Genomic DNA, 13,558 nt, shown 5'->3' with positions numbered 1-13,558 from the left:
ACAGCGACGCCCCTCACGGTCGCGGCTCCGCGGGCCCCTCCAGCGCGGGGGAGGCGGCGTACGAATTCCAGCTTCGGATCAGGCTGGTCGATCGGAGGCATAGCGGGCGAGCGTAGTCTCTACCGCTTGCTCGACGGCGTAGCGAATGTCGGAGGCTGTGGGGTTCCAGTCGGTCAGCAGCATGCGGGGCCACAGGACGTAGTTGGCGATCATCCCGAGGAACTGGTTAGCGGCGCTCTCTGCGTCCGGAACATCGGCGTTACCGGCCTCGTGCTCCGACTCCAGGTAGCGCCGGACCGAGGTGAAGTAGGGCAGCTTGCCGAGCTGGAACTGCATCCGTCCCAGTTCGGGGAAGCGAGGCAGCTCGGCGATGACGATGCGGAACAGGGCTGTCATGCCGGGCCGGCCGATCAGGTCGGCGTAGCGGTGGCCGATGGAGGCCAGGCCGGAACGCAGATCTCCGGTCTGAGGTCGCGCGACGGCGCCGGTGGCGTCACGCTGCCATGACTCGGTGACGATGGCCTCGAAGAGGGCTGCCTTGGTGGGGAACTGCTTGAACAAGGTGGACTTCGAGACTGTCGCCCCTTCGGCAATGCGCGCGAGGGACGTGCCGTCGTAACCGTGGTTCAGGAAGAGGTCCGTGGCCGCGGAGATGATCGCCTCCCGCTTTTGCTGGGCGAGACGGCGGTGGTGTGCGGAGAGCTCTGCTGCCATGCGTGCAGTATGCCTCAGATCCGAGGCGAGTCACTTGACTCGCCTCTTTTGGCATGCCTACGCTGCGACGGAAAGGCGAGTCGAGCGACTCGCATCTGATGGCGGTGCCCGATGTCTCTCTGGTGCCGTGTGATGAGGGAGTAGCGGATGACAGCCGACAGGATCGCTTTGGTGACCGGTGCGAACCGTGGTCTGGGCCGGAGTACGGCTCTTGCGCTGGCGGCGCGCGGGGTGCGGGTTGTGGTCACTCATCGCGGTGATGCGGCCGGGGCCCAGGAGACGGAGCAGCAAGTGCACGCTGCGGGTGGGACCGCCGCTGTCGTGCGTCTCGACATCAGCGACGTCTCCTCTTTCGGAGCCTTCACTTCCGAGCTGAGCGGACTGCTTGAGCGCTGGGGGGCTTCGCGGCTCGATATCGTGGTCAACAACGCGGGGGTTGGTGTCTTCGGCCCACTGGAAGCTGTCACGACCGACGACTTCGACACCGTGTTCGGCACGAACGTGCGGGGCACGTTCTTCCTCATCCAGTCGCTTGTGCCGCTGCTGGCGAAAGGCGCCCGCGTCATCAACGTCTCGTCGTCGTTGACTCGCCACACCAGCCCCGCGACCTCGGTCTACTCCGCCTCGAAGGCCGCCGTCGAGGCTCTGAGCCGCACTCTGGCCGCAGAACTCGGCCCCCGAGGCATCCGGGTCAACTCCATTGCCCCGGGGCCGACCGCCACCGACTTCAACGGCGGTGCCATGCGGGATGACGCCGGTATGCGCCAGGGTCTGGCCGGGCAGACCGCGCTTGGCCGCGTCGGCGAACCCGAGGAGATCGGCGACGCCATCGCCACACTGGCGTCCGACGGCCTGCGCTGGATGACCGCCCAGCGCATCGAGGTCTCCGGCGGCGCCCTCCTGTGACCAACCGGGCGAGTCTGTCCCGGGCCACAGGCAACGGCGCGCCGGATTCATTCCGCGCCAGTCTCGTCTTCATCCAGCTCCGACGCGTCCGGGTCGCGCAGCGGGCGCAGGGCGCCGGCGGCCGGGACGCTGGCGGTGAAGCTGTAGCGGCCGAGTAGGTTCAGGTTGCGGTGCTTGAGCGGGGAGAGCCGGGCGATGTCCTCGTCCCGGATCTCGTGGCCCTCGGCGCGGAGCTGTGCGACGGCGGCGTTGATGGTGCGCACCGGCACCTGGAAGCGCAGCCCGTCCACGGAGGCGAGCAGACCGTCACCCCAGTAACGCACGATCGGGATGTCGGCCTGGGCGGCGATGAGCCGCGCGTTCGCCGCGGCGATCGTGTCGGCGCACAGGTAGTACTGGTCGACGTGCACGAGCCGGGCCCGGGTCAGTGCCTCGTAGCCGGGGTTGACCACCGGGGCCAGGCCGATGTTGCACGCCTCGGACACCAGCAGCGCGACCACCGAGGTGGGCAGGTCCTTCATCCGGGTGGTGCCGTCGCCGAGGTGGACGAAGGCGTCGAGGAACCCGGTCCAGGCGTTCACCTCGAACAGCAGGTCCGGCAGGTCGGTCTTCGGGAGCATCTTCTCGACCCGCTGGCGCAGCCAGGTCAGGGACTTCGGCTCGCCGAGTGCGCCGAGCTTGTCGACGTTCAGCTTCACCCGCCCGTCTTCCTGCACCTCGATGGAGACCTTCGCCGCCGGCCCCGCTTCCTGAAGGCGCATCGCGAGCTGCTTCCATCCGGCGTCCAGGCCCCGCACCAGCTCCGCCAGGTGCTCCTCCACGGGCATGTCCAGGCTCAGGGCCGCCAGGACGTCCTCCTCGACCGCGTCCCAGTCGGGCCCGTCCAGCAGGCGGGCCCGCGGGTTGGACCAGCGGTGCGAGGGCGAGGCGAAGACGGCGCGGTTGTTCAGGGCCCGGTGCAGCTGCTCCAGCACGCACACCACGTACGCGTCCCGGTCGACCGCGCCCTGCGGCAGGTCGGGGTTGGCGTACACCGCCTTGCGCCACGCGGGCGGCACGAGCTTGTCGTCCACCTCGCGCGGCAGCAGCGGCTTGACCCACACCTTCCGCCGGGCCAGCGCCGGAAGGCCGCGCACCCCGGCCAGGACCCGCTTGCCCTCGCTCGCCGCGTCCAGCGCCTTCGACTCACCCAGCTACGCGAGGAACGGACGCACCGTGGCGTACCGGTTCGCGAGCGCGGCCCGCATGGCGACCTCGGCCGAGTTCTCGTCCTCGGGCACCAGCGAGACCACCGTGGCCGCCGCGGTCATCACGGCGGCGCGCGGGGCGACCTCCTCCACCGCCGCCCACAGCGCGGCCACGTCCAGGTCCGCCTCCTGCTCCTCGACCAGCTCCAGCTCCTCCTGAAGTCCTGCCTGCTCACCGACGCTGAGTACGCAGCCGGGCCCGAGGGCTGGCGGAGTCTCCACCCGGCCTTCGACGACCTGCTGCGCCCGGTCCGCTGAGCCATCGGCAGCACCGGGCCTCCCGGCCCCGGAACCCCCGGAATCCCCGGACTCGAGCCCCGAACCCTCAGCCCCGCAACGGAAGGACGTACCACCGTGCCGCACTCCGGCAGCCCCCGGCGGAAAACCGGACGCGGGCGCTCCGAGCGCCCCAATCCGCTGGACGCCGCAGGCATCACCTATATCGACTACAAGGACACCGACCTGCTGCGGAAGTTCATCTCCGACCGCGGCAAGATCCGCAGCCGCCGGGTGACCCGGGTCTCCCGGCAGCAGCAGCGCAGGCTCGCCCAAGCCGTGAAGAACGCACGGGAGATGGCACTGCTGCCCTACGGCTCCCGGTAGCCGCGGCTCTCACCCGCCGCGCCACCGGGGCCCCCGGGGGGCCGGGTCCGCCCGGCCCGGTCCCGGTGGCCGCCCGGGCTTCAGCTCTCCGGCCAGGCCGCGGCGAGCAGCCGGCGGGTGTCGGCCAGGAGCTGCGGCAGCACCTTGGTGTGGCCGACGACCGGCATGAAGTTGGTGTCCCCGCCCCAGCGGGGCACCACGTGCTGGTGCAGATGCGCGGCGATGCCCGCGCCGGCGGTGACACCCTGGTTCATGCCGATGTTGAAGCCGTGGGCCCCGGAGGCGGTGCGCAGCGCCGTCATGGCCTGCTTGGTGAGCGCGGCCAGCTCGGCCGTCTCCGCCTCGTCCAGCTCCGTGTAGTCGGCGACGTGCCGGAACGGCACGACCATCAGGTGGCCGCCGTTGTACGGGTAGAGGTTGAGCACCGCGTAGACGTGCTCGCCGCGGGTGACGATCAGGCCGTCCTCGTCGGACTTGGCCGGGATGGTGCAGAACGGGCAGCCCTCGGAGCCGGGCCCGGTCGGCTTGTTCTCGCCCTGGATGTACGCCATCCGGTGGGGCGTCCACAGGCGCTGGAAGGCGTCCTGGGAACCGACTCCGATCTGCTGCTCCGGCTCACTCGTCATGACGGCCAGCATATTCGCCCGGCGCGGGCGGCAACGCGGCGAGGGGGTGGCTCCCGGCCGGGAGCCACCCCCTCCCCCGCCGCCCGCGCGGGGCGGCGGGGCCGTGCGGCCGGAGGCCGGGCCCCGGAGGCTCAACCCCGGACGCCCGGACCCGGACGATCAGACCTGGACGCGGCGGGCCACGGCGTCGGCGATCTCCCGCAGCGCCTCGTCCCGCGGGATGCCGTTCTTCTGCGAGCCGTCGCGGTAGCGGAAGGACACCGCGCCGTTCGCCACGTCCTCGTCACCCGCGATGACCATGAAGGGGACCTTCTCGCGCTGGGCGTTGCGGATCTTCTTCTGCATCCGGTCCGAGGAGGCGTCCACCTGGAAGCGCAGCCCCCGCTTCTTCGCCTCCGCGGCGAACTCCTGGAGGTACGGGACGTGGGCGTCGCCGATCGGGATGCCGACCGCCTGCACCGGCGCGAGCCAGGCCGGGAACGCGCCCGCGTAGTGCTCCAGCAGCACCGCGAAGAACCGCTCGATGGAGCCGAACAGCGCGCGGTGGAGGACGACCGGGCGCTGCCGGGAGCCGTCGGCCGCGGTGTACTGGAGGTCGAAGCGCTCCGGCATGTTGAAGTCCACCTGGATCGTGGACATCTGCCAGGTCCGGCCGATGGCGTCCTTGGCCTGCACCGAGATCTTCGGCCCGTAGAACGCGGCTCCGGCCGGGTCCAGGACCAGCTCCAGGCCCTGCTTCTCGGCCGCCTGCCGCAGTGCCTCGGTGGACTCCTCCCACACCTCGTCGCTGCCGACGAACTTCTCCGGGTCCTTGGTGGACAGCTCCAGGTAGAAGTCCTCCAGGCCGTAGTCGCGGAGCAGGTTGAGCACGAAGGTGAGGAGCGAGTCCAGCTCGGCCGCCATCTGCTCGCGGGTGCAGTAGATGTGCGAGTCGTCCTGGGTGAAGCCGCGGGCGCGGGTCAGGCCGTGCACCACACCGGACTTCTCGTACCGGTAGACCGTCCCGAACTCGAAGAGGCGCAGCGGCAGTTCGCGGTACGAACGGCCCCGGGCGTCGAAGATCAGGTGGTGCATGGGGCAGTTCATGGGCTTGAGGTAGTAGTCCTGGCCCTCGTCGAGCTGCATGGGCGGGTACATGCCGTCGGCGTACCAGTCCAGGTGGCCCGACTTCTGGAAGAGCGTGCCCTTGGTGGCGTGCGGGGTGTAGACGAACTCGTACCCGGACTCCTCGTGCCGCTTGCGCGAGTAGTCCTCCATGACCCGGCGGACGACGCCGCCCTTGGGGTGGAAGACGGCCAGGCCGGAGCCGATCTCCTCGGGGATCGAGAAGAGGTCCAGCTCGGTGCCGAGCTTGCGGTGGTCGCGCTTCTCCGCCTCCGCCAGGAAGGTGAGGTGCGCCTTCAGCTCGTCCTTCGTCGGCCAGGCGGTGCCGTAGATGCGCTGGAGCATCGGGTTCTTCTCGCTGCCGCGCCAGTACGCCGCGGCGTTCCGCATCAGCTTGAAGGCCGGGATGTTGCGGGTGGTCGGCAGGTGCGGGCCGCGGCAGAGGTCCTTCCAGCACAGCTCGCCGGTCTTGGCGTCGAGGTTGTCGTAGATGGTCAGCTCACCGGCGCCGACCTCCACGTCCGCGCCCTCGCCCGCGGTGGCGGAGGAGCCCTTGAGGCCGATCAGCTCCAGCTTGTACGGCTCGGAGGCCAGCTCCTCGCGGGCGGCCTCGTCGGTGACGACGCGGCGGGAGAAGCGCTGACCGCGCTTGATGATCTCCTGCATCTTCTTCTCGACGGCCTTGAGGTCGTCGGGGGTGAAGGGGCGCTCGACGTCGAAGTCGTAGTAGAAGCCGTCCTTGACCGGCGGGCCGATGCCGAGCCGGGCCTCCGGGAAGAGCTCCTGCACGGCCTGGGCCATGACGTGGGCGGTGGAGTGGCGCAGGATGTTCAGGCCGTCCTCGGTGGCGATGCCGACCGGCTCCACCTCGTCGCCCTCGGCGAGCTCGTACGCCAGGTCCTTCAGCTCGCCGGCCACGCGGGCGGCGACGATCGAGCGGTCGCCGCCGAAGAGATCGGCCGCCGTGGTGCCCGTCGTCACCACGCGCTCTTCCCGCTCGGAATCGCGATGGATGATCACACGGACGTCTGACACCGGTCTCTCCTGACTGATGGGTTCGCGCCGCAGCGGACGCTGCGCATGCGAATCGTACCGAGCCCGACGGCCGCCCCGCGAAACGCTTTGCGTCCGGCGCATCCGGCGTCGGCCCCGCGCGGAACCGGCCGGGAAAGCGGTGGGCCGGTGCCGGCCCGGGCCGTGGGCCGGGACGCCGGGTGGCGGCAAGGCCCCGGACGGCGAAAAGGCCCTCCCGTAGTGGAAGGGCCCGTGGCCTGCCCGGCCCGCCGCGGGGCCGTGCCGTGTGTCAAGGGTGGTGGGCGATACTGGGTTCGAACCAGTGACCTCTTCGGTGTGAACGAAGCGCTCTCCCACTGAGCTAATCGCCCTCGGAGTGCCGGGGTTTCCCCCTGCGGCTCGGGCCTGACAATACAGGGCGCGGAGGAGTTCGTTCAAACGGCTTCGGCGAGCCTGGCCCGCAGGCCGCGCTGCCCGCTCCGCATCATCAGCCGGTGATTGGCCCGGAACAGCGGGCGGCCGGGCACGGCGAGCGCCCGCAGCAGCCTGCGGCGCACGGTCACCTCCTGCTCGAACAGCGCCCGGCTCCCGCCGCCGCTGTCACCGGCGCGGGCCGCCACCGTCCAGCGCGCCCAGCCCTCCAGATCGCCGCTCAGGGCCGTCTCCAGCACCCCGGCCGCCGGGTCGCGCCGGCTCTCGCGCGCGGTGACGACCAGGTCGTACGGGAGGACGGAGCGGAAGCGGGCCCGGCCGGCGCCGGACGGGGTGCGCTCGGCCTCCCGGACCTGCGGCCACCACAGCGGGTACTCCTCGGGCCGCTCCAGCACCGCGTAGACCGCCCCGGGGGGTGCGTCGAGCGTCCAGAGGCTGCGGAAGCGGTAGTGGTGCGGGTCCATGGGCGGCTCCTCCTCGGTTCTCGCTTTTGCTTGGTCCTTGCTTTCCCTTCCCGCCTTTCCCCGGTCTCCCCCTCCCCAGCGGGCTTCCCTTCCCGTCCCGGCGACCTCTTGCCGGCGGACTCCGCCTCCCGGCCGACGTCTTGGCCAGCCCCCCGAACCGGCTGGCTCCTGCGGCCGTTGCCGTTCCTCGGGCCGGCTCCGCGGGGGCCGGGGCCCCGGACTGTCGGGCCCTGGGCTGTCGGGCTCCGGGCTGTCGGGCTCCGGGCATGGGATCGCAGCTCACGGCGGCGTAGAGTGCGTCCACACCAGCGACGCTCCCCGTCGAACAGTCCCGGGCCCGTCCCCCGGCCCTGCCCGGTCCCACCCGAAGGCACAGCCGCCCGGAACCGTGGACGCCGGGGCGGGGCGCTCCCCCGCCGGGGGAGTAGGTGCGCCGTGAAGGTGCGCTGTGGTGCGGACCGCCCTGTCCGGGACGGTACTCACGTTCGACTGAGTAGGGGTACCCATGCCGGGGACCGCTGAGGGCGACAGACTCCCGCCCATGAACAACGAGCCACCGCCCCTGCGTGCCCCCGGAGGGGACGCGGAAGCCGAACTGCGGGAGATCGACCGCGCACTGGCCCGGATCGACGCCGAGCGTGCCCGGCTGCTCGCCCGCAGGTCGGAGCTCCTCGCACAGCTGTGGGGACGGCAATCCCGCGCCTGGGCCGCGAGCGGCGGGCCCGGGAGTACGCTCCCGCGCCCGGCGGACCGGCGGGAGGCCGGGGCGCCGACGGTGCGGAACGTGCTGCTGACCCTCGGCGGGATTCTCCTGGCCGTCGCCGTGATCGCCTTCACCGTCCTCAGCTGGGGCCGGATGGGCATCGGCGGCCGTGCGGCGGTGCTCGGCGTGCTGACCGTCTGCGCGCTCGCGGTGCCCGTGCCGCTGCTGCGGCGCGGACTGGGCGCCACGGCGGAGGTGATCGCCTGCCTGGGGCTGCTCCTGCTGGTGCTGGACGCCTACGCCCTGCACCGGGTGGCCCTCCCCGACCTCGACGGCACGGCGTACGCGGCTGTCGTGAGCGCGGTGCTGGCCGTGGTGTGGGCCGGGTACAGCCGGCTGCTGTCCGAGCTTGTGTCACCGCCCGGGGCGAAGAGCCCCTCCCCGGCGGGAGTTGAGGGACGACGGAGCGGCGCGGGGATCGCCGCAGGCCCGGAGGCCGGTGGCGCGTCCTCCGGTGACACGGCGGCCGGCGTCGCGCGCGGCGGGGCCGCGGCTGGTGCGGCGGACGGTGGCGTGGCAGGCGGCGCGGCCGGGCGTTCAACTGCTGGTGTCCCGGGCGACGGCGTTCCGGGCCGTGGCGTTCCGAGCGGCGGTACTCCGCATGGTGGTGTTCCGGGCCGCGCTCTTCCGGACGGCGGTGGCCGGGTGCCGCGGCTGATCCCCGCCCTGGCCGTGCTGCCAGCCCAACTGCCGCTGCTGCTCTGGTCGATCGCGGTGGAGGCGGACGCCTTCGGCTCCGGCGCCGCGCTGCTGGCCACGGCCGCGCTCGACGCCGTGATCGCCCTGCGGTTCGCGCAGCCCGCGATCCGGCGCACGGCGGCGGCCCTGGGCACGCTCGCGGGCGCCGCCGGTCTCATACCGGCGGTGTGGATGTCGGTGAACGCGTGGGACATCGCGGAGGCGGCGCGGGGCGCCCTCCTGCTGTGCGGCGCGGCCGTGGTCCTGTGGTCCGTCGCGGCCCGCCTCCCGGCATCCGGCGCGGCCGCCACCCCGCCCGGGACGGCTCCGGACGCCCGGCCGGTTACGGAAACGGCATCGGGCCCGGTACCGGGCTCCGTCCCGCCCGCGCCCGACGCGGACGCCGCCACGCCCCGGACGGCTCCGGACGCCCGGCCGGTTACAGGCACGGCATCGGGCCCGGTACCGGGCCGCAGCCCCGCGCTGCACTCCCTCGCCCTCCGGTCACACCGCGGACCGCGCGCCCGCCTCGTGTCCCCGGCCATTCCCGCCGCGGTCGCCGGGCTGGCCGTCGTCACGGCGGCCGGGGGACTGCTGCGCATGGCCCTGCCCGCCGGGTTCGGCGTGGCGGGCTATCTGCTGTGCGCCGCGCTGCTGCCGTACGCCGTGAGCGCGGTCGGGCGCCGCGCGCCGGAGCGTGCGGCGGAGCGCGGTACGGCCGTGGCCTCGGGCGTCGTTCATGCGCTGGCCCTGCTGTGGGTCCTGCCGGACACGGCCTCCGCTCTGCTGGGGCCGCTCGGCTGGGTGGACGCGGTGTGGGAGGGCGCCCCGCGCGGGGCGCGCGCCGCCGTCGCGCCCGGCGTGCTCTGGCCGGGCGGCACCGTCGTGCCCGTCGTCCTGGCGATGCTGGCCGTCTCCGTGTGCGCGGCGTCCCGGCTGCGCGCCGGGCGACCCGGGACGGCGGCGGACGCGGGGACGGCGACGGCCCCATCCCCGGCCCCGGCCCCAGGGACAGCCCCGTGGCCCGGACACGGGGCCGCCCCCGCCGGCGCCCTCGTTCTCGCCGCCGCCGCGGCGGCGGTGCTGCCGGTGACCCTCGACCTCCCGTATCCGGTGGCGGTCCTGCTGCTCACCGCACAGGCGGCCGTGCTGCTGGTGGCGGCCGGGACCTCGGGGTCCGTGGTGGTCTCACGTACCGCGCTCGCCTGCGCCGTGGCCGTGGCGGGTACGGCCGCGGCCTGGAGCATGGCCGAACGGCCAGTGACGCAAGGGGCGCTGGCGGCGCTCGTGGTGGCGTTCACGGTGGCCGCCGCGACCTCACCGGCGGACGGCCGCGTGCGGCAGCCCGTGACGGCGTGCGCGGCGGTGGCGAGCGCCGTCGGACTGGTGGTGGCGCTGTGCGCGGGCGCCGGCTTCCCCGCTCACCGCACGGCGTTCGTGGTCCTCGCCGCGGCGGCCGCCGTGGAACTGCTGGCGGCCCGGTTGCGGAAGCGCCCGGCCGGGCTTCCGCTGGAGGTGACGGGCGCGGCCACCGGACTGCTCGCCCTGACCCTCGCGGCCACCGGACCGGCGGCCGTCCTCGCCGCCGTGCTGGCCCTGGCCGGTGTGGTGGCCGCGGGCTGCGCGCTCCGCGCCGACCGCCGCCGCACCGCCGGATACGCGGCCACGGCGCTGTTCGTCCTGGCCACGTGGGTGCGGCTCGGCGCCGCCGGGGTGGAGGCCCCGGAGGCGTACACCCTTCCGGTGACCGTCCCGGCCCTGGTGGTCGGACTGCTGCGGCGCCGCGCGGACGCGACGGCCTCCTCCTGGGTGGCGTACGGCCCCGGGTTGTCCGTGACGCTTCTGCCGAGCCTGGCGGCGGTGTGGACGGACAGCGGCTGGACGCGTCCGCTGCTGCTGGGCCTGGCGGCGCTGGGCCTGACCCTGCTCGGCGCCCGCTCGCGGCTACAGGCACCGCTGCTGCTGGGCGGCGGGGTGCTGGCGCTCGTCGCCCTGCACGAACTCGCCCCGTACCTCGTGCAGATGGCGGACGCGCTGCCGCGCTGGGTCCCGCCCGCGCTGGCCGGACTCCTGCTGCTCGGCGCCGGCGCGACGTACGAACAGCGGCTGCGCGACGCCCGCAGACTCCGCGAGCTGCTGGGCCGCATGCGCTGAACGGGCGTGCGGCGCAGCGCACTTCCCGGTGGCGAGGGCCGTACCGGACGTGGAGGGAGCGGGCGGGGCGGGCGGGCCGCCCGTCACCCGACCGGTGGATTGTCGCGGTCAACTCCCGCAAGACCCGCACGCCGTGCGCGATGTGGTCACTACGTTGAGTGGAACCACCCAGCTCAACACGTGCAACGCATCGGGGGCACCGCACCGTGACGACCGACCGTCTTGAGAACGCCGAGAACCTCGACCCCTACAGCTCGCCCAAGACCTTCTTCGGGGCCGAGCTGCGCCGCCTGCGCGAGGCCGCCGGTCTCACCCAGCACCAGCTCGGCGAGCGCGTCTTCTGCTCGCGCGACTACATCAGCCGCTTCGAGTCGGCGTCCCGCCGCCCCCAGCCGGAGGTGTCCAGACTCCTGGACGAAGTCCTGGGCACCGGCGAACACTTGCAGCGCCTCTGCCGACTCGCCCGGCTCTCGAAACACCCGGACTATTTCGCGGACGCAGCGGACCTGGAGAGGCATGCCACCGCCATCAGTGACTTCTCGCCCATGCTGGTGCCCGGACTGCTTCAAACGGCTGCGTACGCACGTGCTCTCACCACCGCTGCGCAGCCTTTCGCACCACCGGACGAAATCGAGGACCATGTCACCGCACGCATGGAGCGCGGCCGACTTCTCGACGGTCCAACACCCCCCGAACTCTGGACCATCATTCATCAGGCAGCGTTGCGGGTACAGATCGGCAGCAACGAGATCATGCGGGATCAGTTGGTCCATCTCGCAGACCTCAGCCGCAACCACCACCGCGTTAAAGTGCAGGTTCTGCCCGACTCAGCCGGTGAGCAGACCTTCATGAACGGCCTCGTCTGCCTCATGGCCTTTGACGACGCACCTCCTGTTGCCTATACGGAAGGTGCCTACACCGGCCAACTCATCGATGAACCAAGGCTGGTGGCCCAGTACAGGCGGGCCTACGATCTCGTCAGGGCTGCCGCTCTGTCCCCCAAGGCATCCCTTGCCCTGATCGAATCGGCGGCGAAGGAGCACGCAACGCCATGAGTCCGGTAGACGACCCGAGCCCCAGGGTGTGGCGAAAGTCCTCCTACAGCAACGGCGACGGCGGTCACTGCGTCGAGGTCGCCGACAACATCCCGGGCGCGGTCCCCGTCCGGGACAGCAAGCTCCCGGACGGCCCCTCCCTCACCATCCCGGCCGATGGCTGGTCCGCCTTTGTGACAGCCATCCGGAACGGCACGATCCCTCAGGGCTGACGGCGGGTGTGGCCCGCACAGCAGCACACTCTCGTTCACCGGGCGGGCCCGCAGCGGTTGGTTCCGCTGCGGGCCCTCCTGTGGATCGGTGATCAGGGGGTCAGTGGGTCAACTGCCTTCCGTGTGGGGGTGATAGGGGTCAGTTCGGGGCGTGGATGCGGTCGCTGGAGTTGGCCGCGTAGTCGCGCGTGGCGCCCCGGAGGTACATCTGGTCGCCGCTGTTGCCCGAGAAGTACTGCTTGATCGAGCCGTCGAACGGCGAGGTGGAGACGTTGCGCCCGTACACGTCCGTGTAGACGGTGGTGGGGCCGCTGTTGCTGAGCCGCAGCGTGCCGGGCCGGAACTCGCGCAGCGTTCCCTTGAACGGGGACTCCACGTCGTCCCACTGGACCCGCTTCCCGGTCTGCTGGGTGGTCTGGCGGACCTGGTCGCAGTACTGGCCGCGGATGTTCTCGTAGCAGAGGTCGACCTGGCGCGCGATGTTGTTCGGCTTGCCGGAGTCGAAGTACCGGCTCGGGTTGAGGACGTAGAACAGCGGGCCGATGTTGAAGTTCACCCCGGCGCCCTGCACCGTCACGTCCGAGAACCAGAACTCGTGCAGGTCGTTCGTGTCGAACGGGATGTACGAGTTCGTGATGGGCTCGTAGTGCGTCTTGCCCTCGCGGATCGCCTGGACGCAGCCCGCGTCGGTGATGAGCCGGCCGAGGGACCTGGTGTCCGACGGCGAGTCACCCGGGACGGCCGGGCCGACGTTCTTGAAGCCCATGCCGAGGCCGGGGCCGGGGCAGTCCGTGGCGCCGAAGCCGCCCGGGCGGCCGAGCGGGATCAGTGCGGTGTACCGGGCCTCGAAGGTCTGCCCGTTGCGGGTGCACTTGTTGTTGTAGATCAGCTCGTGCGCGTTGTTGGCGAAGGCGTCCGGCGAGTGGGTGCCCTGGTGGAACTTGAGCAGCACGTCGCAGGTCGCGATCGTGTTGCCCTGCGGCGGGAAGAAGCTCGTGCCGTTGTCGCCCTGGATCACGTTGATGTTGTTGACCGAGAGGACCTTGTGCCCGACGTGGTCCTCGTGGCGGTGGCTGCTCTCGGGCTTCGACCCGGCCAGCACCTCGCTGGTGTAGCCGAACGTGGGCCAGTCGACCGTGGAGAACAACTCGGAACGGCGCGGGTCGTCACCGTGTTCGTGTCCGAAGGTGCACCCGCCGGCGTCCTTGGCGGGGTGCCAGGTCGGGTAGACCTTGCCGTCGGGCCCGTAGGCCCAGTACCGCGCGTGGATCTCCTTGGAGCACTCACCGCTGCGCGGCGCGTACCCCTTGTCGTTGTCCTCGACGATGAGGTCGTAGGCGCGGCTCGTGGGCGCGTCGGCGGGCGGGAGTTCCTTGCCCCAGGAGGGGTTGTCCTGGACGCGCAGGGTGTCCGACGGGCGGGTGTCGGCGGCCTGCGCGGTGAGGGTGGGCGCCGCCAGGCTCGCGACGGCGACGAGGGTTGCGGCCGCCCATAATCTGGGCCGCCGGTGACGTTGGAAGTACATGTGGGGGGTCCTTCCGGAGAGGGAGCGCGCGCAAGGGACAGCCATGACCCTGCACGGCGGC

12 protein-coding genes and 1 tRNA gene are annotated in these 13,558 nt (G+C 72.1%); 5 read left to right on the top strand and 8 right to left on the bottom strand.

Annotated elements, in window-relative coordinates:
* Positions 1-78: 78 nt before the first annotated feature.
* Complete coding sequence (locus tag SXIN_RS26985; protein WP_019712105.1) at positions 79-714, bottom strand: TetR/AcrR family transcriptional regulator; 636 nt, start codon at positions 712-714, stop codon at positions 79-81.
* A gap of 147 nt (positions 715-861) precedes the next feature.
* Between SXIN_RS26985 and SXIN_RS26980 the strand changes: the two genes are divergently transcribed.
* Positions 862-1,620 carry an SDR family NAD(P)-dependent oxidoreductase gene (locus tag SXIN_RS26980; RefSeq protein WP_039824760.1) on the top strand — a complete coding sequence of 253 codons (759 nt, stop codon included), beginning with the start codon at positions 862-864 and terminating at the stop codon, positions 1,618-1,620.
* A 47-nt stretch (positions 1,621-1,667) separates the two neighbouring features.
* Here SXIN_RS26980 and SXIN_RS33100 read toward each other — a convergent pair whose 3' ends face one another.
* Together SXIN_RS33100 and SXIN_RS31760 are read right to left on the bottom strand one after the other, a co-directional pair.
* Positions 1,668-2,240: a Tn3 family transposase gene (locus SXIN_RS33100; RefSeq protein ID WP_475360452.1), complete on the bottom strand. Its 573-nt coding sequence runs from the start codon at positions 2,238-2,240 to the stop codon at positions 1,668-1,670.
* A 573-nt stretch (positions 2,241-2,813) separates the two neighbouring features.
* The gene (locus SXIN_RS31760; protein ID WP_019712108.1) at positions 2,814-3,089 is read right to left on the bottom strand and encodes a hypothetical protein; all 276 of its coding nucleotides are present in this window, start codon (positions 3,087-3,089) and stop codon (positions 2,814-2,816) included.
* A gap of 132 nt (positions 3,090-3,221) precedes the next feature.
* On the opposite strand from SXIN_RS31760, the gene rpsR reads away from it, so the two are divergent.
* Entirely contained in the window at positions 3,222-3,470 is a 249-nt protein-coding gene (gene rpsR / locus SXIN_RS26970) for a 30S ribosomal protein S18 (RefSeq protein ID WP_019712109.1), read from the top strand.
* Positions 3,471-3,550: 80 nt separating this feature from the next.
* On the opposite strand, the gene SXIN_RS26965 is transcribed toward rpsR, so the two are convergent.
* The 4 genes from SXIN_RS26965 to SXIN_RS26950 all read right to left on the bottom strand — a co-directional run bounded on the left by SXIN_RS26965 (position 3,551) and on the right by SXIN_RS26950 (position 7,110).
* Positions 3,551-4,108 (bottom strand): HIT family protein, encoded by a 558-nt coding sequence (locus SXIN_RS26965; protein ID WP_019712110.1) that lies wholly within the window; start codon positions 4,106-4,108, stop codon positions 3,551-3,553.
* Between the two features lie 147 nt (positions 4,109-4,255).
* Positions 4,256-6,235, bottom strand: a complete 1,980-nt coding sequence (gene thrS, locus SXIN_RS26960) for a threonine--tRNA ligase (RefSeq protein ID WP_019712111.1) — start codon at positions 6,233-6,235, stop codon at positions 4,256-4,258.
* Positions 6,236-6,510: 275 nt separating this feature from the next.
* Positions 6,511-6,585, bottom strand: a tRNA-Val gene (locus SXIN_RS26955).
* 63 nt (positions 6,586-6,648) lie between these two features.
* Complete coding sequence (locus SXIN_RS26950) at positions 6,649-7,110, bottom strand: SRPBCC family protein (RefSeq protein ID WP_095757664.1); 462 nt, start codon at positions 7,108-7,110, stop codon at positions 6,649-6,651.
* A gap of 541 nt (positions 7,111-7,651) precedes the next feature.
* Between SXIN_RS26950 and SXIN_RS26945 the strand changes: the two genes are divergently transcribed.
* The 3 genes from SXIN_RS26945 to SXIN_RS26935 all read left to right on the top strand — a co-directional run bounded on the left by SXIN_RS26945 (position 7,652) and on the right by SXIN_RS26935 (position 11,972).
* Complete coding sequence (locus tag SXIN_RS26945; protein WP_095757663.1) at positions 7,652-10,705, top strand: SCO7613 C-terminal domain-containing membrane protein; 3,054 nt, start codon at positions 7,652-7,654, stop codon at positions 10,703-10,705.
* A 206-nt stretch (positions 10,706-10,911) separates the two neighbouring features.
* On the top strand, positions 10,912-11,760 hold the full coding sequence (locus SXIN_RS26940) for a helix-turn-helix domain-containing protein (protein WP_019708766.1): 849 nt from the start codon (positions 10,912-10,914) through the stop codon (positions 11,758-11,760).
* A complete protein-coding gene (locus SXIN_RS26935; protein ID WP_039821194.1) occupies positions 11,757-11,972 on the top strand; it encodes a DUF397 domain-containing protein in 216 nt (71 codons plus the stop codon). Before SXIN_RS26940 ends, SXIN_RS26935 begins: the two co-directional genes overlap by 4 nt.
* 139 nt (positions 11,973-12,111) lie before the next feature.
* Here the strand turns inward: SXIN_RS26935 and SXIN_RS26930 are convergent, their stop codons facing one another.
* Entirely contained in the window at positions 12,112-13,497 is a 1,386-nt protein-coding gene (locus SXIN_RS26930; protein ID WP_019708768.1) for a hypothetical protein, read from the bottom strand.
* Between the last annotated feature and the right edge of the window lie 61 nt (positions 13,498-13,558).

Source organism: Streptomyces xinghaiensis S187, from assembly GCF_000220705.2.
Classification (GTDB): Bacteria; Actinomycetota; Actinomycetes; order Streptomycetales; family Streptomycetaceae; genus Streptomyces; species Streptomyces xinghaiensis.
This window is presented reverse-complemented; position numbering and strand designations above follow the sequence as displayed.

Bases quoted from the DNA above. Each gene is read 5' to 3' on its own strand.
- SXIN_RS26985 (WP_019712105.1), bottom strand. From the start codon at position 714: ATGGCAGCAGAGCTCTCCGCACACCACCGCCGTCTCGCCCAGCAAAAG.
- SXIN_RS26980 (WP_039824760.1), top strand. From the start codon at position 862: ATGACAGCCGACAGGATCGCTTTGGTGACCGGTGCGAACCGTGGTCTG.
- SXIN_RS33100 (WP_475360452.1), bottom strand. From the start codon at position 2,240: ATGCTCCCGAAGACCGACCTGCCGGACCTGCTGTTCGAGGTGAACGCC.
- SXIN_RS26965 (WP_019712110.1), bottom strand. From the start codon at position 4,108: ATGCTGGCCGTCATGACGAGTGAGCCGGAGCAGCAGATCGGAGTCGGT.
- SXIN_RS26950 (WP_095757664.1), bottom strand. From the start codon at position 7,110: ATGGACCCGCACCACTACCGCTTCCGCAGCCTCTGGACGCTCGACGCA.
- SXIN_RS26945 (WP_095757663.1), top strand. From the start codon at position 7,652: ATGAACAACGAGCCACCGCCCCTGCGTGCCCCCGGAGGGGACGCGGAA.
- SXIN_RS26935 (WP_039821194.1), top strand. From the start codon at position 11,757: ATGAGTCCGGTAGACGACCCGAGCCCCAGGGTGTGGCGAAAGTCCTCC.
- SXIN_RS26930 (WP_019708768.1), bottom strand. From the start codon at position 13,497: ATGTACTTCCAACGTCACCGGCGGCCCAGATTATGGGCGGCCGCAACC.